Raw genomic sequence first — 23439 nt, forward strand, 5'->3', positions numbered from 1 at the left:
CAGCTTGGCGGAGTGTGATATCGGCCCCCTTCGACAGCCGAGCCGATTTGGCTTCAGCCCAGGGCCTCGGCCCCCGATGCACCGCACCGGGGGCCTGCCGAACGGGGACTTGCGAATGGAGACTCGCCGATCGAGAACTTGCCGATCGAGAACTTGCCGATCACGCCGCCAGCGGCGCCGGGATCTCGGTCTCGCGCTCGGTCACCAGGTCGGCGGCGATGCGGCCGGACCCCGCCGCCATCGTCCAGCCGAGGGTGCCGTGGCCGGTATTGAGCACCAAGCCCCGGATCTGGGTGCGGCCGAGATAGGGCACGTTCGAGGGCGTGGTCGGGCGCAGGCCGCTCCAGGCGGTAGCGGCGGAGAAGTTGCCGGCATTCGGGAAGGTGCGCCGGGCATTCTCCAGGATCGCCGCGACCCGCGCCGCGTCGAGGTGGCGGGTATACCCTGAGAGCTCGGCGGTGCCGGCGACGCGCAGGTGGGTGCCGAGGTTGGAATAGACCAGCTTGTACTCGTCGTCGGTGAGGCTGACCTGCGGCGCGCCGTTATGGCCCTCGATCGGGATCGAGACCGAGTAGCCCTTGGCCGGGTAGATCGCGAGGTTGACGCCGTAGCGGCGCAGGAACGGCGCCGACCACGAGCCGAGCGACACCACCACGTTCGGGGCGGTGAGCCGCTGGTGCCCACCCGCCACCATCGCCTCGACGCCGGTGATCCGGTCGCCCGACGGGGAGAGCAGCAGCCGGGTCGCCTCCGAGCCGTACAGGAAGGTCGCGCCCATCGCGGCGGTGCGGGCGGCGAGCGCCTGGGTGAAGGCGCGGGCGTCGCCGCTCTCGTCCTCCGCCGTGTAGGTGGCGCCGACGATGTCGTCGATGGAACTGGCGAAGGCCGGCTCGATCGCCAGCACCTCGTCGCGGGAGACCACCCGGCGCTCGCAGCCGTGCTGGCGCATCAGCTCGGCGACGGGCTTGGCCGCCTCGAACTCCTTGGTATCGCGGTAGAAATGCAGGATGCCGAGGGTCTTCTCGGCGTAAGTCAGGTTCTCGGCGGCGCGGATCTCCTGCAGCTTGGCGCGGCTATAGGCGCCGAGCCGCACGATCTCGACCGTGTTGCGGCGCGCCCGCTCCGGGGTGCAGTTGCGCAGGAAGCCAGCGATCCACGACCATTGGTGCCGGTCGAGGCGCGGGGTGAAGAGCAGCGGCGCACGCGCGTCGAACAGCCACTTCATCACCTTGAGCGGCGCGCTCGGATTGGCCCAGGGCTCGGCGTGGCTCACCGAGATCTGGCCGCCATTGGCGTAGCTGGTCTCGAGCCCGGCCCCACCCTGGCGGTCGATCACGCAGACCGACAGGCCCGCCTTGGCGGCCCAGTAGGCGGTGGCGGTGCCGACGACGCCGGCGCCGAGCACGATGAGATCGAAGGAGGTTTTCTGTCCCGACACGCGTTCCATCCTTCCCGCCGGTTCAGGGCGGGTTGCAGGGTTGGAACTCTGTTCGGGTGGCCTGAGAGATTCGCCGGGTTCGCACCCGGCTTGCTCCATCGGCGGGCGTCACGCGCCCTCTCCAGAGTGCCCTCTCGGTCGCGGTCCTTCTACCTGAGAGCTTCGGCGCGCAGCACGGCTGACACGCTTTTCCCCTTCGGTGCCGGCTCGGAGCCGGTCTCTCCCGCGATCGTCAACGGACGGCCGAGCCTGTAGCACGGCCGTCCGCGGCGCAAAAGCGCAAAGATCGGTCGCTCCCGCGCGAGCGGAATCGCCCTCCCCCGCTCAGGCGCGGCAGGCCTCGAAGCCCTTGCGGATCTGCTCCGGATCGAGGTGGCGGCCGATGAACACGACGCGGGATTCCCGCGGATCGCCCGGTTTCCACTCGTCCTGCAGGTCGCCGTCGAGGATCATGTGCACGCCCTGGAAGACGAAGCGGCGCGGCTCGTCGGGGAAGCTGACAATGCCCTTGCAGCGCAGGATGTCCGGTCCCTGGACCTGGGTCAGGTCGGAGATCCACGGCATGAACTTGTTGGGATCGACCGCGCCGGGGAGCCGGGCCGAGACCGACTGGATCTCGTCGGAATGGTGGTGATGATGTCCTTCTTCGAGGAATTCCGGCTCGACCTCGATGATGCGGGCGAGGTCGAAGGCCTTGCGGTCGAGCACGGTCTCGAGCGGCACGGCGCAGTGCTGCGTGCGGTGGATCTCGGCCGACGGATTGATGGCGCGGATCTGGCGCTCGACGGAATCAAGGCCGGCCTCGTCGACGAGGTCGGACTTGTTGAGCAGGATCACGTCCGCGAAGGCGACCTGGTTCTTGGCCTCGGGGGCGTCCTTCAGGCGCTCGGAGAGCCACTTGGCGTCGGCCACGGTCACCACCGCGTCGAGGGTGGCGGCCTCGCCGACATCCTGATCGACGAAGAAGGTCTGGGCGACCGGCGCCGGGTCGGCGAGGCCGGTGGTCTCGACGATGATCGCGTCGAACTTGCCCTTGCGCTTCATCAGCCCGTCCATGATGCGGATCAGGTCGCCGCGCACGGTGCAGCAGATGCAGCCGTTGTTCATCTCGAACACTTCCTCGTCGGCGCCGACGACGAGGTCGTTGTCGATGCCGATCTCGCCGAACTCGTTGACGATCACGGCGTAGCGCTTGCCGTGCGGCTCGGTGAGGATGCGGTTGAGGAGCGTGGTCTTGCCGGCGCCGAGATAGCCGGTGAGCACCGTGACGGGGATCTTGTCGGACATGCGGGGCCGTCTGTTCGCGAATGAGATGGGCGCCGGGGGGCGCCGCGACGAGTGATATAGTGTGTCACTCTGCGCCGCGCGAGGCCGGCCCTGGGAGGCCGAAGCGGGTGACGTCGCGCAGCAAGTCGACGAAGGCGCGGGCACCGTGGTCGAGGAGGGCGCGGCCTGCTTCCGCCGTACCGAGGCCGGCGTCACCGATGGCGCCGGCCGGGTTGAGGTCCTGCGCGTGCCAGGCGAAGGCGGCCGGGCGGCCGGCGCGCAGGTGGGTGTAGGTGCGCTCCATCGCTCGGCTCGCCGGCACGAAGTCGCGGATCGCCTCGCGCCGCACCAGGTCGGGCCGGAGCGCCAGCAACAGGGCGGTCTCGATCCCGCCGCCATGGATGCCGTGGCGAACCTCCTCCTCCGGAAACAGGCCCGGCGGGGTACCGAAGCGGCTCCAGGCGGTGGTGACCGCCACCATCCCGTGCCGGCCCCGCAACCCCAAGGCCACGAGGTCCATGAGCGCGCTGTTGCCGCCATGGGAGGAGACGATGACGAGCCGGCGGCAGCCCGCCCGCACGACCCCGTCGCCGATCTCGGTCCAGGCCCGCAGAGCCGTCTCGGGCGTCAGCGTCAGGGTACCGGGAAAATCCGCGTGCTCGGGGGACAGGCCGATGGGCTGCACCGGCAGCACCCGCACGTCGAGGTCGTCGGGGACGAGGTCGGCGACCCGCGCCAGGTAGCCCTCGGCGATGACGACGTCGGTCGAGAGCGGCAGGTGCGGCCCGTGCTGCTCCACGGCCGCGACCGGCAGCACCGCGACGGTGGCGTGAAGCGCGCCCCCGCGGCACTCCTCGGTGGTCAGGTCGCCCCAGGGCCGGGCCGGCATGCGATCACTCCTCGTCCGATGGTTGCACCAGCATAAGCCGCGGGCGGGCGGGCCGAAACCGGGCCGGCGTCATCCAGCCGTCACAGGCGGGCTGGCATGTGCGCCGTGAGGGCGCCAACCGGCGCCCCGCCCGCTGCCCTTGCGCTCACAAGGCACGCGCGGCAGGATTTGTCTCGAGAACAGGGGCGGGAGCCATGGCAGCGGGCGAGCAGGCTTTGGCCGTGGACGCGCCGCGCCGGACGGCCAAGCGCCTCCGGCCCCCCGGCGCCAAGAGCGTCGGCTGGGCCCTGATGCAGGCCGCCCGCCTCCATCGCGGCCGCATCGGCGACCGCTTGGCGGACCTCGATCTCTTCGCCGGCCAGGAGCAGGTGGTGCAGGCGCTGGCGGCAGCAGGCACCATGACCATGGGCGACCTCGCCGCCACCCTGCGGGTGCGCCCGCCCACCGCCTCGAAGACCATCACGCGGCTTGCTGCCATGGGGGTGGTCGAGCGACGGACGGAAGCCGGGGATGGCCGCATCGTCCGGGTGCGTCTGACCGAGGCGGGCCTCGCCAAGGCCGCGGCGATCGAGGGCATCTGGGACGAGGTCGAGGCCGAGATGCTGGAGGGCTTCGACAACAAGGAGCGCCGGCGCCTGCGCAAGCTCCTGCGCCGCGCCGCCCGCAACCTCGCCGAGGCCGCCGGACTCGAGGCGCACGAGTCCGACGCCGAGGCGGAAGACGATCTCGACGGCGGGGAGTCCGGCCGGGACATGGATTGACGCGCGGGATCGACGCATCGCCTATCTCGGACCACCGGATGGATGAACTCGAACGCCGCACGGCCCATCCTGGAAGACCGGGCGTCGCGTGACGGTTATCGGCTTGCCAGGGACATCGTTTTTCAATCTCACGCCGTACAGACGATTGGCTTGCGACGGGCGCAGGCTTGTTGAGCCGGTGTAGAAAAGTGCCCGATCACGAACATTGCACGGCAAGCGAGGCGGGACCGCCCGGCTTCCGCGCACGCCGCTCCGGAGCCATGTCGCGGCTGTGGCGGTCGCGCTGCCGGCGCCGGCGCGCCTCATCATCGGAGTGATCGCCCAGCACGGGGTTCAGGCCGAGCAGGCGCTCGGGTCCGGCCGCTTGCCGCGGCCGCGCGAGCCCTCCATCTGTTGCGCCAAAGACCGACAGCGGAGGATTCCGTCATGGCCAAGCAGGACCGCAGCGCACTGATCGTCGGGGCCTCGCGGGGGCTGGGGCTCGGGCTCACGCGGGCCTTCCTCGCCCGCGGCTGGGCGGTCACCGCCACCGTCCGGGGCGAGGCACCGGCGCTCGCCGCCCTGAGCCCCGTCGCGCCCGAGATCCGGCGCGTCGACATCGACGACGACGCGGGCGTGGCGCGCCTGCGCGACGACCTCGCGGGGACGAGCTTCGACGTGGTGTTCGTGGTGGCGGGCATCGCCGACGGCGCCCAGGTGCCGCTGCCGCAGGGCGACCGGGCGACGGCGCTCAAGGTCTACGAGACCAACGCGGTGAGCCCGATCCGCTTCGCCGAGGCCTTCGCCGACCGGATCGCCCCCGGCGGCCTGATGGTCCTGATGAGCTCGATCCTCGGCAGCGTCTCGCTCAACGAGGGCGGCAGCATGGAGAGCTACCGGGCAAGCAAGGCCGCCCTCAACACGCTGGCCCGCAGCTTCTCCGCCCGCCACCGCGACGCGCCCTTCGGCACGGTGCTGATGCATCCGGGCTGGGTACGCACCGACATGGGCGGGCCGGAGGGCGACATCGACGTGGCCACCAGCGCCGAGGGGATGGCGGAGGTGGTGGAGGGGCGGCTCGGACAGCGGGGCTGCGTGTACCTGGATTATCGGGGGGAGACGGTGGCGTGGTAGGATTCTCTGCCACGCATGCGCCCATACTGCACCGGCTGCCCGTCATGACCTGGCTGGTGACCTGACTGGAACGGGCCGGCCGACGCACCATCATGGTGTACCATGGCGCATGTCAGAGAAGCGGAAGCCAACTTATGACCTCGGCAGCTTCCGAGCCTGGGCTGAGAGCAGCCGCTTCCGCGTAGCGGGATCGGCCACCCGGACTGCGGCAGAGATCGGCTTCGGCGCAACCGATATGATCGAAACCATCCAGACCATGCAATGACGGCATTTCGACGAATCGGCTACTTCGCATCACAATCCGTGCAAGTGGCAGGACGTTGATCACGTGCCGTCCGAGATAGGCACGTTGTATGTAAAAATTTAGAGCCGATACTATGACGGAATTCTTGCTGATGTCGCCCAGGAGAAGAACGATAGGTGAAGCACCCATCTGCCCTGTTACCGGCGAGCCGATGGTGCGCGATACACGTTCCTTCGTGATCTCCTACAAAGGTCGCAAGCAAGACGTTGCGTTGCCTGGCTGGTACTGCGACATCAGTGGGGAAAGCATTCATTCGCGCGGAGACCTCAAGATCTCAGATCGCGCGCTGATGGCACTCAAGGCCGAGGTTGACGGTCTCGCGACGCCGAGCGAGGTCGCTCGCGTTCGCAAGAAGCTCGGCCTTTCGCAAGTGAAGGCCAGCGAGGTCCTGGGTGGCGGGCCTCGTTCGTTCCAGAAACACGAGAGCGGCGAGGTCACGCCGAGCAGAGCCATGACGAATCTTCTGCGCGTCATGGAGCGTCATCCCGAGGAGATCCACCGGCTGGAAGCCGACATGCTGGCAAGCGGCGGATCGTCCTCACTCGGGGATTAGAGGCATACGTGGATCGGTTGTCCGCTCGTCGCCGAGCGGGCCTTCGCCGCACGGGTGACGCTCGTCATCCCTCCGCCAATCCCCTTCCAAGCGCCCCCACCACGATCTCGATCTGCCCGCGCAGGACCGGCTCGCTCAGCACCATCAGCTTCTCGTCGAGGCCGAGGCTGACGAGGCCGTGGGTGGCGGAGAACAGCGAACGGGCGAGCAGGGCCCGCTCGCGCTCGCCAAGATCCGGCCGCAGCACCCGCAACGGCGCCTCGATGTAGCGGAACAGGCGCACCTGCTCGACGAGGTACCAGTCGGGCAGCGCGTGCGTGACCCGGTGCTGGAACAGGGCACGCCAGCGCGCCGGATTCGCCGCGGCGAAGTGCAGGTAGGCCACGGCCAGCCGCACCAGGGTCTCCACCGCCGCGTCCCTCTCGGCTGGTGTCGCCGCCCCCTCCGGCTCCGGCGCGATGCGCACCGCGGTGATCGCCCGGTCGAACAGGGCGAGCGTGCGCAGGTTCACCGCCAGGATCAGCGCGTCGAGGTCGGGAAACACCGTGTAGATCGCCCCGAGCGCGCAGCCGACATCCTTGGCGAGGTCGCGGGCCTTCAGGGCCGGGAGGCCGCTCTCGGCGATGGTGCGCTCGGCGGCATCGAGCAGGGCCGCCTTCAGCCGCTCCCGTCGCTCCTCGTTCCGCATGCGTCCGGCCTCTCGCTGAACAGCGTTCATATTTGTGCTTGAACAACGTTCAAAGCTGTGGAAGGATGCGATCGTGAACAACGTTCACGCAATCGGAGCCGACGATGCTCAACCTCCTCTCCACCCTCGTCCGGGGCGCCGCCGCCAGGGCCGCCGAGGATCTTCACGACCAGCATGCCTTCCTGATCCTGGAGCAGCAGCTGCGCGACGCGGCCGCCGCCCTCGACGACAGCCGCCGGACGCTCGCGCAAGCCATCGCGCAGGAGGCGGCCGACGCGAAGAAGCAGGCCGCGCTCGCCGCCCGGATCGCCGATCTGGAGACCAGCGCCGTCGCGGCGCTCGCCGGCGGGCGCGAGGACCTCGCGGAAGAGGCCGCCGAGGCGCTGGCCGAGATGGAGGAGGAGGCGCAGGCCCTCGAGGCGACCCGCGCGGCCTACCGGGCGGAAGTCGCGGCCCTGCGCCGGGCCGTGCGCAGGGGCACCCGGCAATTCGCCGAGCTGGAGCGCGGCCAGCGCATCGCCCGGGCGGCGGAGGCGGTGCGCCGCCTGCGGGCCCGGCGCGGGCAGGGCTTGGGGAGCCCGGCGGCGCTCGCCGAGGCGCAGGCCACCCTGCGGCGCCTGCGCGAGGCGCAGGCCGCGGAGGCCGCCTCCGACGAGGCCCTGGCGATCATCGAGGCGGCGGCGCCCGAATCCCTGTGCGAGCGCCTGGAGGAGGCCGGATTCGGCCCGCGCACCCGGCCGAGTGCCGGCAGCGTGATGGAGCGCCTGCGCGCCAAGGCCCGAGTTCAGGCCAGCGCCGCCTGAGCGCATCGCACCCGCATCACGCTTTCGAGGAAACCCCATCCATGACCCCGCAGAACCCGCAGCACACCTCCGCCTGGGTGGCGTTCACCTACGCCTCCTTCATCGGCGCCGCCACCATGGTGGCGGGCGGCATCCTGTTCCTGCCCCTCGATCTCTGGACCAAGGGCTACCTCGCGATGGGCGTGACGATGCTGGTCCAGTCCTGCATCACCCTGGTCAAGACCGTGCGCGACGTCCACGAGGGCAAGCGCCTCGTCAACCGCATCGAGGATGCCCGGGCCGAGCGCCTGCTGATGGAAATGGGCAAGGAGTAGCCCGCTTCCCTCCACCGGGGCGATCCATCCTCGACATCGGATCGCCACGAGACCGCGGCAACAAAGCCGGTTAGGGTTTACCGGCTAAGCACCCCCGTCTCCTGCCGCGGCGGCGCCCGGCCACTCCGCCCACCCGTCACCGAGCGAGGAACGCCCTCCATGTCCGGAAAGCTGATGGCCAGCCGGCGCTTCGCGCCCCTGTTCTGGTGCCAGTTCTTCTCCGCCTTCAACGACAACTTCCTCAAGAACGCCCTGGTGTTCCTGATCATGTTCGGGGCGGGCGGGGCCGGCGGCGGGGCGGATGGCGGCTCGGCGGCCCTGGTGACGCTGGCCGGCGCGGCCTTCATCGCGCCGTTCTTCTTCCTCTCGGGCCTCGGCGGCGAGCTCGCCGACCGCTACGACAAGGCCTTCATCGCGAAGCGCCTCAAGGCGGCGGAGATCCTGGCGGCGGGCGTCGCGGTGCTCGGCTTCTGGCTCGCCTCGGTGCCGATCCTGTTCGTGGCCCTCATCCTGTTCGGGATCGTCGCGGCCCTGTTCGGGCCGATCAAGTACGGCATCCTGCCCGACCATCTCGCCCGCGCCGAGCTGCCGGCCGGCAACGCGCTGATCGAGGCCGCGACCTTCCTCGCCATCCTCACCGGCACCATCGCGGGCGGGCTCGCCGTCACCCATGGCGGCGCCCACGCCTTCGGGCTCCTGGTGATGGGCTTCGCGGTCCTGTGCTGGCTCGCCAGCCTCGCGATCCCGAAGACCGGCGAGGCGGCGCCCTACCTCACCGTCGACCGCAACGTGCTGCGCTCCACGGGCAGCCTGATGCGCGACCTCTACGACGACACCCGGCTGTGGCGCACCGGCGTGATCACGAGCTGGTTCTGGCTCGTCGGCGCCGTCGTGCTCGCCCTGTTGCCGGCTCTGGTGAAGGGCACCTTCGGCGGCGACGAGACCGTGGTCACGGCGCTTCTCGCCCTGTTCTCGATCGGCGTGGCGCTCGGCTCCGGCCTCGCCTCCTGGCTCTGCGCCGGGCGGATCGTGATGCTGCCGACGCCGATCGCGGCCCTCGCCATGGGCCTCGTCTCCCTCGATCTGGCGCACGTCGCCGCCACCAGCGTGCCGCCGCCCTCCGCGATCGGCGCCCTCGACTTCCTGGGCTCCTGGCGCGGCGCCCGGATCGCGATCGACTTCGTGCTGCTCGCCGCCGCCGCCGGCCTGTTCATCGTGCCGTCCTTCGCCGCGCTCCAGGCCTGGACGCCGAAGGAGCGCCGCGCCCGCGTCATCGCGGCCTCGAACGTGCTCGCCGCCGCCCTCATCGTGCTCGGCGCCGTCGGCCTCGCGGTGCTGCAGAAGGCGGGCCTGTCCTCGGCCGGGCAGTTCCTGATCGTCGGCATCGCCAACTTGCTCGCCGGCATCGCGATTCTCGCCGTCCTGCCGACCAGCGGTTTCCGCGATTTCCTGTCGATCCTGTTCCGGGCCTTCTACCGGCTCGAGGTGCGCGGGCTCGAGAACATCGAGAAGGCGGGGCCGAACGCCATCATCGCGCTCAACCACGTCAGCTTCCTCGATGCCGGCCTTGCCCTGTCCCTGACCGAGCGCGACCCGACTTTCGCCATCGACCACACCATCGCGCAGAAATGGTGGGTGAAGCCGTTCCTGTGGCTGACCCGGGCGCTGCCCCTCGACCCCACGAAACCGATGGCGACGCGCACGCTCATCAACGCCGTCAAGGCGGGCGAGACCCTGATCATCTTCCCCGAGGGACGCCTCACCGTGACCGGCAGCCTGATGAAGGTCTATGACGGCGCCGGCCTCATCGCCGACAAGTCCGGCGTGCCCGTGGTGCCGGTGAAGATCGAGGGTCCGGAGCAGACCGTGTTCTCGCGTCTGTCGCGGGCCCAGGTGCGCCGGCGCTGGTGGCCGAAATTCACCGTGACGGTGCTGGAGCCGGTGCGGCTCGACGTCGACCCCGGCCTCAAGGGCAAGGCCCGCCGCCAGGCCGCCGGGGCCGCGCTCTACGGGGTGATGTCGGACCTCATCTTCCGCACCGCGCCGATCGACCGCACGGTGTTCGAGGCGGTGGTCGATGCCGCCGAGCGCGAGGGCGGGGCCCGCGTCGCGGTCGAGGATCCGGTCTCCGGCAAGCTCTCCTACCGCCGCCTGCTGATGGGCGCCCGGGTGCTGGGCGGCAAGCTCGGGGGCCTGGCGCCGGAAGGACGGGCCGTCGGCGTGATGCTGCCGAACGCCAACGCCGCCGCCGTCACGGTCCTGGGCGTGATGTCGGCGGGCCGGGTGCCGGCGATGATCAACTTCACGGCCGGGGCGACCAACATCCTCAACGCCTGCAAGGCGGCGGAGGTCGAGACGATCGTCACCTCCCGGGCCTTCGTGCAGAAGGGCCGCCTCGACACTCTTCTGGAAGCGTTGGGCCAGAGCCTGACCATCGTCTACCTGGAGGATGTCCGCGAGGGCGTCGGGCGGCTCGACAAGCTGCGCGGCCTGATCGGCTGGCGGCAGGCGCTGCATCCCCGCCGCCCGGATGAGCCTGCGGCGATCCTGTTCACCTCGGGCAGCGAGGGCACGCCGAAGGGCGTGGTGCTCTCCCACCGCAACATGCTGGCCAACGCCGCCCAGGCCCAGGCGCGGATCGATTTCGGCCGCACCGACAAGGTGTTCAACGTCCTGCCGGTGTTCCACTCCTTCGGGCTCACCGTCGGGCTGGTGCTGCCCCTGGTCTCCGGCGTGCCGGTCTACCTCTACCCGTCGCCGCTGCATTACCGGATCGTGCCGGAGCTGGTCTACGGCTCGAACTCTACCATCCTGTTCGGCACCGACACGTTCCTGGCCGGCTATGCCCGCGCCGCCCATGCCTACGATTTCCGGTCGCTGCGCTACATCCTGGCCGGGGCCGAGCCGGTGAAGCCGGCGACCCGCAAGACCTACGCGGAAAAATTCGGCCTGCGGATCCTGGAGGGCTACGGCGTCACCGAGACGGCGCCGGTGCTCGCCCTCAACACGCCGATGTTCAACCGCTTCGGCACGGTCGGGCGGATCATGCCCGGCATGGAGGCGCGGCTGGAGCCGGTGCCCGGGGTGAGCGAGGGCGGGCGCCTGTTCGTGCGCGGCCCCAACGTGATGCTGGGATACCTGCGCGCCGAGCGCCCCGGCGTGCTCGAGGCGCCGGGTGAGGGCTGGCACGACACCGGCGACATCGTGACGATCGACAGTGATGGCTTCGTCACGATCCGCGGCCGGGCCAAGCGCTTCGCCAAGGTCGGCGGCGAGATGATCTCGCTCGCCGCGGTGGAGGCGGTCGCCGCGGAGCTCTACCCGGACGCGGCCAGCGCGGTCGCCGCCGTGCCGGATCCCCGCAAGGGCGAGCGCCTGGTGCTGGTGACCGAGAAGAAGGACGCGACCCGCAACGCCTTCCAGGTCCATGCTCGCGCCCGGGGTCTCAGCGAACTCGCAGTGCCGGCCGAGATCGTGACGGTCGACAAGCTGCCCCAGCTCGGCTCCGGCAAGGTCGACTTCGCCGCGGTGACGCGCCTCGCCGCCGAGCGCACGCGGCCGGCGGAGGCGGCCTGACTGCTGGCCGCACCGGCGGACGCCGCCGGGCGCCATTGACGCTGCATCGTGGGTGACCGATCTGTTCCCGGTGCTGATCCGATCGAGATCACGTGTCGAGAGGCTTTCAGGGTCGCCGCATGTCTCTGTCCATCCCCCGGGCCGCGGACCATCCTGTCTTCTCGTCGCGCGATTTCCTGAATCTGCTTGAGGCCCACGAACTGACGGGCAGCTGGGGCTGGACCTTCGCGACCGACGCGCAGGTCTGGTCGCCCGGCCTGTTTCGCCTGCTCGGCCTCGAGCCCGGCATCGACCAGCCGAGCTACACCGCATTCCGGGCCCTAGTGCATCCCGAGGATCGACTCGGCCTCGAGACGGCCGCGCAGGTGAGGCAGGACGGAATCCTGCGCGATCGGACGCTCCGGGTGATCCGGCCGGACGGCTCGCTGCGGATCCTGTCCTGCCGCGGCGAGGTCTACCACGACCCGGACGGGCGGCCGCGGGCCGCCGCCGGTGTCGTGCTCGACGTGACCGATCGGGAACGCCTCGCCGCCGTGCAGGCGCAGGAGCGCCGGCGCAGGCGGGCGCTGTTCCAGCAGACGCAATCCTGGACCCACGCCTCGCTCTACGCCCAGGCTCAGCGGATGGGATCGCAGGAACTGCTCAGCCTCACCGGCGTGACGCAGGAGGAGTTTCGCCACGACTGCACCCTCGTGGTCGCCCCCGACGACCGGGCGCGCACCCGGGACCACGTCCGGGCGATGATGCAGGCGGGCCGGCCCTTCGTGACCGACAAGCTCCTGCTCCTCGCCGACGGCGGGCAGGGCCGGTTCCGCTTCGCCTACGCGCCGGTCCGGGACGGCCGGAACACGATCCTGACCTGGGCCACCATGGCCTCGCGCACCGGAGGCCCGATGGCGGCGCCGATGGATGCGGTCATGCAGCGCGGGCTCCAGAGCGGGATCGGCGGACGGCACCTCTGCGCCGCCCGCGCCCTGCTCGACTGGTCGATGCAGGATCTCGCCGCCGCCAGCGGCCTGTCGCTCTCGTCGATCCGTCGCCTCGAGGATGACGACGAGAGCTTGACCACCCGCACCCGCTGCACGGCCGTGGCGGCCCTGCGGGCGGCCGGGATCGGCTTCACGCTGACGGACGGCAACGCCATCGCCGTGTACCGGAAGTAGCGTCGCCCGGCCGATCAATCGCGGCTTCGATCCCCAGGCCCCTCTCCCCTGCGGGAGAAGGGAGATCCTGCGCCTCGTCTCGCGGACAGCGTCACACCCGCCATACGGAACGTCGTGCGAGATCCGAAGGAGTCCGTCCGGGCCCTCGTCCCAAACGACTTCCGATTGATTGCTTCGCAACGCGGAAACCGGCTTCGCTCAGGCGCCGCGCGGGCTGCCGAGACGAGATCCGGAAGGAATGTCCGGACCTCGTCTCACACCCTCGCTCCTTCGCATCGACGCGTCGATGCGAAGGCGACCGGCGCATCGGCGCCGGCGCCCATTCGGGCTTGCCTTGCACCTTCGAACGCGCCCGTTCGAAGGCGCGGCGGTATCACACCCGCTCGCGCCGGATCTCGGCGCCGCAGCGCACGAGCTTGGCCTCCAGCGCCTCGAAGCCGCGGTCGAGGTGGTAGACCCGGTTGATCTGGGTCTCCCCCTCGGCGGCCAGCCCCGCGATCACCAGGGAGACCGAGGCGCGCAGGTCCGTTGCCATCACGGGGGCCCCTTTCAGGCGCTCGACGCCCTCGACCACCGCGACGTCGCCCTCGAGCCGGATCTTCGCGCCGAGGCGCGCGAGTTCCTGCACGTGCATGAAGCGGTTCTCGAAGATCGTCTCGCGGATGCGCGACTGGCCCCTGGCCTTGGTCATCAGCGCCATGAACTGGGCCTGGAGGTCGGTCGGGAAGCCCGGGAACGGATCGGTGGTGACGTCGACCGCCGCGACGCCCTGGCCGTTGCGGCGCACCCGGATGCCGTGGTCGAGCGGGGTCACCTCGGTGCCGGTGGTGGCCAGGATGTCGAGGGCGCTGTGCAGCAGGTCGGCCCGGGTGTTCTCGAGCGTCACGTCGCCGCCCGTCATCGCCACCGCCATGGCGTAGGTGCCGGTCTCGATCCGGTCGGGCAGCACCTCGTGCCGGGCGCCCGAGAGGCGCGAGACGCCCTCGATCACGATGCGGGGCGTGCCGGCGCCCTCGATCCGCGCCCCCATCCGGGAGAGGCAGGCGGCGAGGTCGACCACCTCCGGCTCGCGGGCGGCGTTCTCGATCACCGTGGTGCCGTGCGCCAGCACCGCCGCCATCAGGGCGACGTGGGTGCCGCCGACCGTGACCTTCGGGAACGTGATCTCGCCGCCGCGCAGGCCGTTCTTCGTGCGCGCCACCGCGTAGCCGCCGTCGATCTCGATCGTGGCGCCGAGCGTCTCGAGCGCCATCAGCAGCAGGTCGACCGGGCGCGTGCCGATGGCGCAGCCGCCCGGCAGCGACACCCGCGCCTCGCCGAAGCGGGCGAGCAGCGGCGCGATCACCCAGAAGCTCGCCCGCATGGTCGAGACCAGGTCGTAGGGCGCCGTGGTGTCGATGACGTTCGACGCGGTGAGCCGGATCGTCTGGCCGGCCTCGGTGGTCTGGCCCGGGCGCTTGCCCACCACCATGTGGTCGACGCCGTGATTGCCGAGGATGCGCAGCAGCGAGGCGACATCGGCGAGCCGCGGCACGTTCGACAGTTCCAGCGTCTCGCCGGTGAGCAGGCTGGCGATCATCAGCGGCAGAGCCGCGTTCTTGGCGCCCGAGATCGGGATGATGCCGTGAAGCGGCTGGCCGCCGACGATGTGGATGCGATCCATGGTGACAACGTCCCTCGCGCCGTGGCGCGTCCCGCGCGCCAGACCGGCGCGCCTTCGATTCAGAAACCTGCTTATTGCACCGCAGCGATGCTACCGCTACGCTTGAGCGTCAACGCTCATCCCCGGCCTTTCGATCCGCGGGCGGTTCCGGCGCCGGCTCGGCCGCCTCGCGACCCCGCACCTGCGCCTTGCGGCGGCGCAGATTCTCGCGGAGCGCAGCCTTCAGCCGCTCGTCCCGCGTTCCCTGCCGCGTCCCTTCGCCCTGCCCGCTCATCGCGCGCGACCCTTCGTCGCCATGACCAATTTCCAGCTTCCGTGCCCGTGCGGGAGGCGGCAGAACGCCTGCCTCGCCCTCGACTTTTTCAAAAGACAAAGCCGTCGCATTTGAGCGAGATCAAGGCGCGACCAGCGGTGGACCGGATCTCTCCGGCGCCCCGCCGCGCGGACGGGCTCCGTTCCGGAGCCCCGCCCGGTCCCGCCCCGGACGAGACCGTCCGGCCAGCCCCGCGAAGGACCACGATGCCCGAGACCCGGCCCGAGACCCGTCAGAGCGCGACCGACTACCAGGCCCTCTTCCGCGGCGCGCTGGAGCGCCTGCACGGCGAGCGCCGCTACCGCGTCTTCGCCGATATCGAGCGCATCAACGGCCGCTTTCCCACCGCCCTGTGGCGCCGGCCGGATGCCGCCACTCGCGAGATCACGGTGTGGTGCTCGAACGACTATCTCGGCATGGGCCAGCACCCGGCCGTGGTGGGCGCGCTCACCGAGACCGCGCAGCGCTGCGGCGTCGGCGCCGGCGGCACCCGCAACATCGCCGGCAACAACTCGCCGCTCGTCGACCTCGAGCGCGAGCTCGCCGACCTGCACGGCAAGGAGGCGGGCCTCGTCTTCACCTCCGGCTACGTCTCGAACCAGGCCGGCATCTCGACGATCGCCAAGCTGATCCCGAACTGCCTGATCCTGTCGGACGCGTTCAACCACAACTCGATGATCGAGGGCGTGCGCCAGTCCGGCTGCGACAAGCAGATTTTTCGCCATAACGACCTTGCCCACCTTGAGGAGCTGCTGATCGCGGCCGGCGACCGGCCGAAGCTGATCGCCTTCGAGAGCGTCTACTCGATGGACGGCGACGTGGCGCCGATCAGCCGGATCTGCGACCTCGCCGAGCGCTACGGCGCCATGACCTACCTCGACGAGGTCCATGCGGTCGGCCTCTACGGCCCCCGCGGCGCCGGCATCGCCGAGCGCGACCGGGTCATGCACCGGGTCGACGTGATCGAGGGCACGCTCGCCAAGGGCTTCGGCTGCGTCGGCGGCTACATCACCGGCTCGGCGGCGCTCTGCGACGCGGTGCGCAGCCACGCCCCCGGCTTCATCTTCACCACGGCGCTCCCCCCGGCGATCGCCGCCGCCGCCATCGCGTCGATCCGCCACCTGAAGCAATCCGGCGCCGAGCGCGAGGCGCATCAGCGCCAGGCCGCCCGCACCAAGGCGGCGCTCCTCGATGCCGGCCTGCCGGTGCTGCCGACAGACACCCACATCGTGCCGGTGATGGTGGGCGACGCCGAGCTGTGCAAGGCGGCGGCCGACCGGCTGCTGGAGCGCCACGGCATCTACATCCAGCCGATCAACTACCCCACCGTCCCCCGCGGCACCGAGCGCCTGCGCATCACCCCTTCCCCGTTCCACGGCGAGGCGCATATCGCGGCGCTGACCGAGGCGCTGGTGGAGGTGTGGGACGCGCTCGACCTGAAGCGGGCCGGGACGGTGTTCGTGGAGGCGGCGGAGTAGGCTTGTGTCTGGAGCACTGGCGGTTCCCGTCAGTGCTCCTCTTGGCGGGCAGCGTGGCGGACGGTAAAGACAATGATCTCGTCGAGCGCCGAATCGATGCCGTAGAAGATGAGGTACGGGCAGCGCGGCACGGAGAAACGCCGTACATCGCCTCTCTTGCGTTCGCCTATTTCCGGGTAAGACGAAATGAGCCGAAGCGCCGCCTGATTCTACCCTTCGACGCGAAAAGCTGCACCTGGATTGTGGGCGTAAAGGTAGTCGGCGATACGCTCAAGATCCGACTCGGCCCGGACGTGAGCCGCAGCGTCATCGCCGTGCACGGCTGAATGCGGCCTTCACGATGTCATGGGCGTCGCCCTCAGCGAATTCGCCTCGCGTCGCCTGCGCCATTCCGTCGAGCACGGCATCTAGATGCTCGGGCTCAATGTCGTCAGGCTCACCGTCATGCGTGTAGGCGAGCAGCGCCCGCGCGAGATCGTCCTGCTCCTCAGGCGGCATTGCCTGCAACGCCGCCAGAGCTTGCCGAAGCAGTTCCGTCATCGCTCAGAGCCCCTTTGCGTGCCATCCGCTCTCATAACACGGACGGCACACAGGTCTCACCGCCCCGCGGCTGGCGCTGCGGTTGCCCGAGGCACGAAGCTCTCGTCCCGCCGTCAGATCCGCCCCAGCAACCGCTCCACCAGCGGGTTCTCCGCCGCGAAGGCGTAGTCGATCCGCCGCACGCTCACGGCCTGGGCGCCGGCCTGCACCAGAGCGTCGGCGAGGCCGAACACCGCGTCGGTCGGGCAGCGCAGCACGATCTCGCCTCGCCCTTCCGGCGCACCGTAGGGCAATTCGGCCTCGTGCAGGGCGGCGAGGCCTGCGAGGTCGATCTCGCCGGAGGCCGGCATCCCGGCCCGGACCTCGCGGGTGGTGCGGGCGCGCTCCTCGGCGCTGATCCGACCGAGCACCGCCTGCACGGCCCGGCGCGGGGTCTCGCTCCAGGAAGCGGCCAGCGAGGCGACGAGGTTCGCCTCCGAGCGCAGGATCACCCCGTCGTCGAGGATCTTCAGGGCGTTGGCGGCGAGCGTCGCGCCGGTGGTGGTGATGTCGACGATGATCTCGGCGCTGCCGGAGGCCGGGGCGCCTTCCGTGGCCCCTAAGCTCTCGACGATGCGGTAATCGGCGACGCCGTGCTCGTAGAAGAAGCGGCGGGTCAGGTTGACGTATTTGGTGGCGATGCGCAGGCGCCGGCCGTGGCGCACCCGCATATCGCTCGCCACCTCGTCGAGGTCGCTCATCGAGCGCACATCGATCCAGGCCTGGGGTACCGCCACCACCACGGTGGCTTGGCCGAAGCCGAGGGGCGTCAGGAGCTCGACCTGGCCGGCGGCGTCCGGCAGGGTCTCGCGGATCAGGTCCTCGCCGGTGATGCCGAGATGGGCCGCGCCGCTGGCGAGCTGGCCGGCGATCTCGGAGGCCGAGAGGAAGCGCACCTCGACCCCGTCCACGCCCTTGAGGCGGCCGCGATAGTCGCGGGCGCCGCTGGTCTGGGCCAGCGTCAGGCCGGCGCGGCCGAAGAAGGCGGCGGCGTTCTCCTGCAGGCGGCCCTTCGAGGGCACCGCCAGAACCAGAGGGCCGTCGAGGGGGCCTGCGGTCATCGTGTCGCTCATCACCGCACCCCCTCCAGGCGTTCGAGCCAGAACGAGCAGCCCACGGCGGGCAGGGCGTCCCGGCTGCCGAGATGCTGGAGCAGGCCGTCGTAGCGCCCGCCGCCGACCAGGGGCTTGGCCCCTGCCTCCTCCGCGACCTCGAAGATGAAGCCGGTGTAATAGTCGAGGTTGCGGGCGAAGCTGCCGGTGAACATGAAGCGCTCGAGCGGCAGGCCGCGGGCGGCGATGAAGCCGTTGCGCTCCTCGAACAGGGCGAGCGCCGCGTCGAGCCGCGGATCGTCGAGCCCGGCCCGGCGGGCGAGGTCGCGGGCGGCGAGCGCCGCGGCGTCGGGGTCGCCGGTGAGGGCGAGATAGGCGTCGAGCACCTCGCGGGCGCGGGCGCCGAGGCCCGCACCGCCCTCGGCATGCGCCGCCGCCTTGGCGAGGAAGCGCTCCGCGATCTCGCCGGCGGTGCGGCCGCCGACCCGGCTGATGCCCGCGATGGCGAGCACGTCCTCGACGAAGGCCCGCACCCCTTGCGGGTCCTGGCCCTGGATGGCGGAGAGCAGGCCCGCATGAGCCGCATCGACCGCGACCGGCGCCGCGATCTCGTCGAGGGAGCGGCCGGCGGCCACTGCCCGCAGCGTCCGGCGCTTGGCCGCCGGCTGGACGTTGAGCGCATCGAGGAGCGCGGTGATCAGCCCCATGTCGCCGAGGCGCACCTGGAGGTCGCGGCGCCCGAGGCGGTCGAGCCCGTCGAGGGCGAGGCCGAGGATCTCGGCGTCGGCCGCCGGCACGTCGGTCCGGCCGATCGACTCGATGCCGGCCTGGTGGAACTCGTCGGGCTCCGCCGCCCGCAGACGGAAGACCGGCCCGAGATAGCTGTAATCGGCGGCCTGCCCGTCGGCGACGGCGCGGTGGTGGCGCCCGACCGGAATCGTGTATTCGGGCCGCAGGCACAGCTCCGCCCCGGCGCCGTCCTGGGTGATGAAGATGCGCCGGCGGATGTCCTCGCCGGACAGTTCGAGGAAGGGCTCCACCGGCTGCAGCACCGGCGGCTCGACCCGCGCGTAGCCACGATCCTCGAACAGCGCCAGAAGCGCCTCGTGCGCCGCCGCCGGCCGGGGGGCTGCGGCTCCGTTACCCGTCATTGGTGCCAGTACCTGTGAAACTCGGACGGCCCTGTAGCAGCCGCGGGCGGGCTTGGCGACCGGGAGGCGCGCGCGGCTCTCTGCGGAGGCCCCCTCATTCGCATCGCCGGATGAGGCGTGGGTCTCCCTCTCCCCACGGGCGGGGAGAGGAGAAACGCGCACGACCCGATCGTCTCCTAGTTGCGGCGTGGAGTGCTCTCACCCGCCGTAATGCCGCCCCAGCACCTCGCGCACCCGCGCGACCATCTCGTCCACCGGCACGGAGAACTGGGCCGGCCGGGCCGCCTTCCACTCGGCGTTGCTGGCGATGGCGTTGGCGGCCTTCGCGCCCTCGATCAGGTCCTTGATCTGGACCTCGCCCTTCGCCCGCTCGTCGCTGCCCTGGATGACGACGCAAGGAGCGCCGCGGCGGTCGGCGTACTTCATCTGCGCCTTCATGCCGGAGGCACCGAGATAAAGCTCCGAGCGGATGCCGGCCTGGCGCAGGGCCGCGACGAGGGCCTGGTAGGCGGCGGTCTCCTCGCGGTCGAGCACCAGCACCACCACCGGGCCGGGCGCGCTCTTGCCCGACACGATCGGGCTGCCGACGACCTGGAGGGCGGAGAACAGGCGCGAGACGCCGACCGAGAACCCGGTCGCCGGGACCGGCTCGGAGCGGAAGCGGCCGACGAGGCCGTCATAGCGCCCGCCGCCCGCCACCGAGCCGAAGCGCACGGTCTGACCGTCCTCGTTGACGACCGGGAAGGTCAGCTCGGCCTCGAAGACCGGGCCCGTGTAGTATTCGAGGCCGCGCACCACGCTGGGATCGGCCCGCACCCGGTCGTGGCCGTAGCCCGCCGCCTCGCACAGCTTCATGATGGCGTGCAATTCGGCGATGCCCTGGCGCCCGGTCTCGGACGAGCCGACCACCTCGGCCCAGCCGCCGAAGAAGCTCTCCCAGAAGGCGAGGCGGTCGCCGCCGTCGGTAGGGCTCGCCTGGAACGCGACGTAGCGCAGGATGCGCTCGATCGCCTCGTCGGCAAGGCCGGCGCCCTTGGTGAAATCGCCGCTCTCGTCCTTGCGGCCGGGGCCGAGGAGCAGGCGCACGCCGTCGGGGCCGAGCCGGTCGAGCTTGTCGATCGCCCGCAGCACGGTGAGGCGCCGCCCGGCCTGGTCGTCGCCGCCGAGGCCGATCGCCTCCATCACGCCGTCGAGGACCTTGCGGTTGTTGACCTTGACCACGTAGTCGCCGCGGCCGATGCCGACCCGCTCCAGGGTGTCGGCGGCCATCATGCAGATCTCGGCATCCGCCGCGACGGTGGGGGCGCCGACGATGTCGGCGTCGAACTGCATGAACTGGCGGAAGCGGCCCGGGCCCGGCTTCTCGTTGCGGAAGACGTAGCCCGCGCGGTAGCTGCGATAGGGCTTCGGCAGCGCGTCGAAATGCTCGGCGACGTAGCGGGCGAGCGGCGCCGTCAGGTCGTAGCGCAGCGACAGCCACGATTCGTCGTCGTCCTGGAACGAGAACACGCCCTCGTTCGGCCGGTCGAGGTCGGGCAGGAATTTTCCCAGCGCCTCGGTGTACTCGATGAACGGGGTCTCCACCGCCTCGAAGCCGTAGAGCTCGAAGCTCTCCCGGATCTTCTCCAGCATCCGGTGGGTGGCGGCGATCTCGGCCGGCCCGCGGTCGACGAGGCCGCGCGGCAGGCGGGGCTTGAGGGTGGCGGCCTTCTCGGCCTTCGCGGGCTTGGACATCGGGTCTCGCAGGAGCAATCGGCTGGCGCCGCCTCCCGCGACGGGCGGGCGAGGCGGGCACGGAAGTTCGGCACGGGGGTTCCGGGGCGTCGTCGGCCCTGGAAAGGCCCCTCTCGGCCTGGGCTCTAGCCCAATCGGAGGCGGCTGCCTACCGCGTGGCCCCCGCCGGGCTCCTGCACGGCCCATCCGCCGGACGTCCGGCCCGCCGGCAGGGGCGGGCCGGCCGCGCCTCACTGCCCGGCGGTCGCGGTCCGGGCCTGCGCCTCCAGGGCCTCGTCGCGGGCGAGCTGCCGGGCGCGGTCCTGGATGTAGGCCCGGATCGCCTCGATGTCCTGGTCGGACAGCCGGTCCTTGAAGCTGATCATGCCCCGATCCTTGAGCACGCCGTCGAGAATGACCGTCCGCCAGCCGTCCTTGCTGGCGTTGATCTGCGAGCGCCGCAGGTCCGGCACCACGCCGTTCGACCAGGCGGCGAAGCCGTGGCAGAAGAGGCAGTTGGCGCCGAAGAGGTCGCCGCCCTTCGCCACCATACCGGGCGCGAAGTCGTCGACCGCCACGCTGGCGGGCTGCGGCTTGACCTCGTTGTCGGGCAGGGTCGCGGTGCCGCCGAGCTTGAACACGAGGAGCCGGCCGGTCTGGCCGATCTTGACGTCGTCGATGTAGGGCACGTGCAGGCCGTTGGCGCCGCCATAGCCGGCCAGGACCGCGATGTGCTGCTCGCCGTTGATCTCGTAGCTCATCGGCGCGGCGATGATGCCCGAATAGCCCGGGGCGCTCCACACCTTGCGGCCGGTGGTGGCCTCGTAGGCGCGCAGGCTGCCGTCGGGCATGCCCTGGAACACGAGGTTGCCGCCGGTCGCGAGGACGCCGCCGCCGCCGACCGACGAGTGCTGGACCCGCCAGACCTCCCTCTGGGCCACCGGGTCCCAGGCGACGAGCTGGCCGCGGGTCTGGGCCTTCAGGGTCTTCTGGTGGGCGGCGCTGGTCGGGCCGCCATTCTGCGTCGAGGCGACGCCGAGATTCCACATGCCGTGACCGGGCGTGTAGCTGAAGCCCTTGTCGTCGGCGTAGCCGAAGGGCAGCTCCTGCGTCGGCAGGTAGACGAGACCCGTTTTCGGGCTGAAGGCCATCGGGTGCCAGTTATGCGAGCCGAAGGCCGCCGGCATCGCCAGGAAATCGAGCTGGCTCTTCGTGAAGCGCGCTTCCGGGAACTCGATCGGCCGGCCGGTCTGCAGGTCGATGCCGGCGGCCCAGTTCACCGGCGTGAAGTTGCGCGCCGAGACGAGCTTCCCGGTCTCGCGGTCGATGACGTAGAAGAAGCCGTTCTTGGGCGCGTGCAGAGCCACCTTGCGGGGCTTGCCGCCGACGGTCAGGTCGGTGAGCAGGATCGGCTGGGTGGCGGTGAAATCCCAGTCCTCGCCCGGCGTCTCCTGGTAGTGCCACTTGTAGGCGCCCGTGTCGGCGTCCACCGCCACCACGGAGGACAGGAACAGGTTGTCGCCTCCCTCGGGGCCGGAGCGCAGGCGGGCGTTCCAGGGCGAGCCGTTGCCGGTGCCGATCAGGATCTGGTTGAACTCCGCGTCGTGCACGATGGCGTCCCAGGCCGTGCCGCCGCCGCCGGTCTTGCGCCAGAGCCCGTTGCCCCAGGTGGGGGCGGCGAGGCGCTTGAGCACGTCGTCGGAGGCGGCGCCGTCGGCTTTGTCCTCCGGGTTGGGGGTGGTGTAGAAGCGCCAGGCCAGCGTGCCGGTGGCGGCGTCGTAGGCCGAGACGTAGCCGCGCACGCCGAGCTCCGCCCCGCCATTGCCGATCAGCACCTTGCCCTTGGCGACCCTCGGCGCCCCGGTGATCGTGTAGGGCCTCGTAGTATCGGTGGTCTGCACCGACCAGAGCGCTTGGCCGGTGCGGGCGTCCAGCGCGATCAGGCGCCCGTCGATCGCGCCGACATAGATCCGCCCATCCGAGGCGGCGACCCCGCGATTGACCACGTCGCAGCAGGCATCGACCGCCTTCTCGCCCGGCACCTTCGGGTCGTAGTGCCAGAGCTGCCGGCCGGTGGCGGCATCGTAGGCGTAGACGTGCGACCACGAGGTCGAGGTGTAGAGCACCCCGTCGACCATGATCGGGGTCGCCTCCTGGCCCCGGTTGGTCTCGAAGTCGCCGTACCAGGCGAGTTTCAGCTGCGGGATCGTATCCGGGTTGATGCGGTCGTGCGGGCTGTAATGCCATTCCCGCGCGTCGCCGCCCTTGGCGGTCCAGCTGCGGTCGCTCCCGGCCGCGCGACCGCTCGCCGCGTCCTTCGGGGCCTGAGCCGCGGCAGGCGGCCCCGCGCCGAGCAGGAGGGCTGCACAAACGAATCCATAGCGCGCGATCGTACCCATCGGTCTCACGCCTTCTCCCTGTCGCGCCGGCTCCTGTGGCGGCCGGCTTGGTGCGCCGATGCGTACAGGAAGAGGCGCGGCGGCACGGCCGACCGAATCGGCAGTCCGCCCCCATCCTTCCTCGCGCCCGACGCAGGGATGGTGTCGATGAGCGGCTGCCCTGTCAACGAGATTGGAAGATCTTCAAAATGGAGACCAGAACATCATCGCAGAGGCACCGATG

General features: G+C 70.8%; 19 protein-coding genes and 1 riboswitch. Of the genes, 8 read left to right on the forward strand and 11 right to left on the reverse strand.

Translation table 11 applies throughout. The features are described 5' to 3' along the window. Nucleotides 1-160: 160 nt before the first annotated feature. From MFF64_RS03055 to MFF64_RS03065, 3 genes are all read right to left on the reverse strand, one after another. Entirely contained in the window at nt 161-1438 is a 1278-nt protein-coding gene (locus MFF64_RS03055) for a D-amino acid dehydrogenase (RefSeq protein WP_238189517.1), read from the reverse strand. A 131-nt stretch (nt 1439-1569) separates the two neighbouring features. Beyond that, a riboswitch (glycine riboswitch) is annotated at nt 1570-1674 on the reverse strand. Nucleotides 1675-1762: 88 nt separating this feature from the next. Beyond that, on the reverse strand, nt 1763-2725 hold the full coding sequence (locus MFF64_RS03060; RefSeq protein ID WP_099907086.1) for a CobW family GTP-binding protein: 963 nt from the start codon (nt 2723-2725) through the stop codon (nt 1763-1765). 64 nt (nt 2726-2789) lie between these two features. Then, on the reverse strand, nt 2790-3593 hold the full coding sequence (locus tag MFF64_RS03065) for a creatininase family protein (protein WP_099907083.1): 804 nt from the start codon (nt 3591-3593) through the stop codon (nt 2790-2792). A 194-nt stretch (nt 3594-3787) separates the two neighbouring features. Between MFF64_RS03065 and MFF64_RS03070 the strand changes: the two genes are divergently transcribed. From MFF64_RS03070 to MFF64_RS03080, 3 genes are all read left to right on the forward strand, one after another. Then, nucleotides 3788-4354, forward strand: a complete 567-nt coding sequence (locus MFF64_RS03070; protein ID WP_099907080.1) for a MarR family winged helix-turn-helix transcriptional regulator — start codon at nt 3788-3790, stop codon at nt 4352-4354. 426 nt (nt 4355-4780) lie between these two features. Continuing rightward, nucleotides 4781-5467 (forward strand): SDR family oxidoreductase, encoded by a 687-nt coding sequence (locus MFF64_RS03075; protein ID WP_099907077.1) that lies wholly within the window; start codon nt 4781-4783, stop codon nt 5465-5467. 377 nt (nt 5468-5844) lie between these two features. Beyond that, entirely contained in the window at nt 5845-6324 is a 480-nt protein-coding gene (locus tag MFF64_RS03080) for a type II toxin-antitoxin system MqsA family antitoxin (RefSeq protein ID WP_238189519.1), read from the forward strand. A gap of 64 nt (nt 6325-6388) precedes the next feature. On the opposite strand, the gene MFF64_RS03085 is transcribed toward MFF64_RS03080, so the two are convergent. Continuing rightward, complete coding sequence (locus tag MFF64_RS03085; protein WP_099907075.1) at nt 6389-7012, reverse strand: TetR/AcrR family transcriptional regulator; 624 nt, start codon at nt 7010-7012, stop codon at nt 6389-6391. A gap of 104 nt (nt 7013-7116) precedes the next feature. Between MFF64_RS03085 and MFF64_RS03090 the strand changes: the two genes are divergently transcribed. From MFF64_RS03090 to MFF64_RS03105, 4 genes are all read left to right on the forward strand, one after another. Next, entirely contained in the window at nt 7117-7815 is a 699-nt protein-coding gene (locus MFF64_RS03090; protein WP_099907073.1) for a PspA/IM30 family protein, read from the forward strand. A 41-nt stretch (nt 7816-7856) separates the two neighbouring features. Then, the gene (locus MFF64_RS03095; RefSeq protein WP_048446971.1) at nt 7857-8129 is read left to right on the forward strand and encodes a YiaA/YiaB family inner membrane protein; all 273 of its coding nucleotides are present in this window, start codon (nt 7857-7859) and stop codon (nt 8127-8129) included. 159 nt (nt 8130-8288) lie between these two features. Continuing rightward, entirely contained in the window at nt 8289-11705 is a 3417-nt protein-coding gene (locus MFF64_RS03100) for an acyl-[ACP]--phospholipid O-acyltransferase (RefSeq protein ID WP_238189521.1), read from the forward strand. Nucleotides 11706-11824: 119 nt separating this feature from the next. Next, on the forward strand, nt 11825-12868 hold the full coding sequence (locus MFF64_RS03105; RefSeq protein WP_099904729.1) for a PAS domain-containing protein: 1044 nt from the start codon (nt 11825-11827) through the stop codon (nt 12866-12868). A 373-nt stretch (nt 12869-13241) separates the two neighbouring features. Here the strand turns inward: MFF64_RS03105 and murA are convergent, their stop codons facing one another. Further along, on the reverse strand, nt 13242-14531 hold the full coding sequence (murA, locus tag MFF64_RS03110; RefSeq protein ID WP_099904732.1) for a UDP-N-acetylglucosamine 1-carboxyvinyltransferase: 1290 nt from the start codon (nt 14529-14531) through the stop codon (nt 13242-13244). 519 nt (nt 14532-15050) lie between these two features. Between murA and hemA the strand changes: the two genes are divergently transcribed. After that, complete coding sequence (gene hemA, locus MFF64_RS03115) at nt 15051-16322, forward strand: 5-aminolevulinate synthase (protein ID WP_238189532.1); 1272 nt, start codon at nt 15051-15053, stop codon at nt 16320-16322. Between the two features lie 29 nt (nt 16323-16351). Here hemA and MFF64_RS03120 read toward each other — a convergent pair whose 3' ends face one another. From MFF64_RS03120 to MFF64_RS03145, 6 genes are all read right to left on the reverse strand, one after another. Next, nucleotides 16352-16510: a type II toxin-antitoxin system RelE/ParE family toxin gene (locus MFF64_RS03120; RefSeq protein WP_309296439.1), complete on the reverse strand. Its 159-nt coding sequence runs from the start codon at nt 16508-16510 to the stop codon at nt 16352-16354. A 118-nt stretch (nt 16511-16628) separates the two neighbouring features. Then, entirely contained in the window at nt 16629-16862 is a 234-nt protein-coding gene (locus MFF64_RS03125) for a hypothetical protein (protein ID WP_099901257.1), read from the reverse strand. Nucleotides 16863-16975: 113 nt separating this feature from the next. After that, complete coding sequence (gene hisG / locus MFF64_RS03130) at nt 16976-17974, reverse strand: ATP phosphoribosyltransferase (protein WP_238189535.1); 999 nt, start codon at nt 17972-17974, stop codon at nt 16976-16978. Further along, a complete protein-coding gene (locus tag MFF64_RS03135) occupies nt 17974-19104 on the reverse strand; it encodes an ATP phosphoribosyltransferase regulatory subunit (protein ID WP_099903785.1) in 1131 nt (376 codons plus the stop codon). Before MFF64_RS03135 ends, hisG begins: the two co-directional genes overlap by 1 nt. Nucleotides 19105-19302: 198 nt before the next feature. Next, the gene (gene hisS / locus MFF64_RS03140) at nt 19303-20838 is read right to left on the reverse strand and encodes a histidine--tRNA ligase (protein ID WP_099903787.1); all 1536 of its coding nucleotides are present in this window, start codon (nt 20836-20838) and stop codon (nt 19303-19305) included. 230 nt (nt 20839-21068) lie between these two features. After that, nucleotides 21069-23216: a PQQ-dependent dehydrogenase, methanol/ethanol family gene (locus MFF64_RS03145; RefSeq protein WP_238189537.1), complete on the reverse strand. Its 2148-nt coding sequence runs from the start codon at nt 23214-23216 to the stop codon at nt 21069-21071. Nucleotides 23217-23439: the final 223 nt, after the last annotated feature.

The organism is Methylobacterium frigidaeris (assembly GCF_022179185.1).
GTDB lineage: Bacteria > Pseudomonadota > Alphaproteobacteria > Rhizobiales > Beijerinckiaceae > Methylobacterium > Methylobacterium frigidaeris.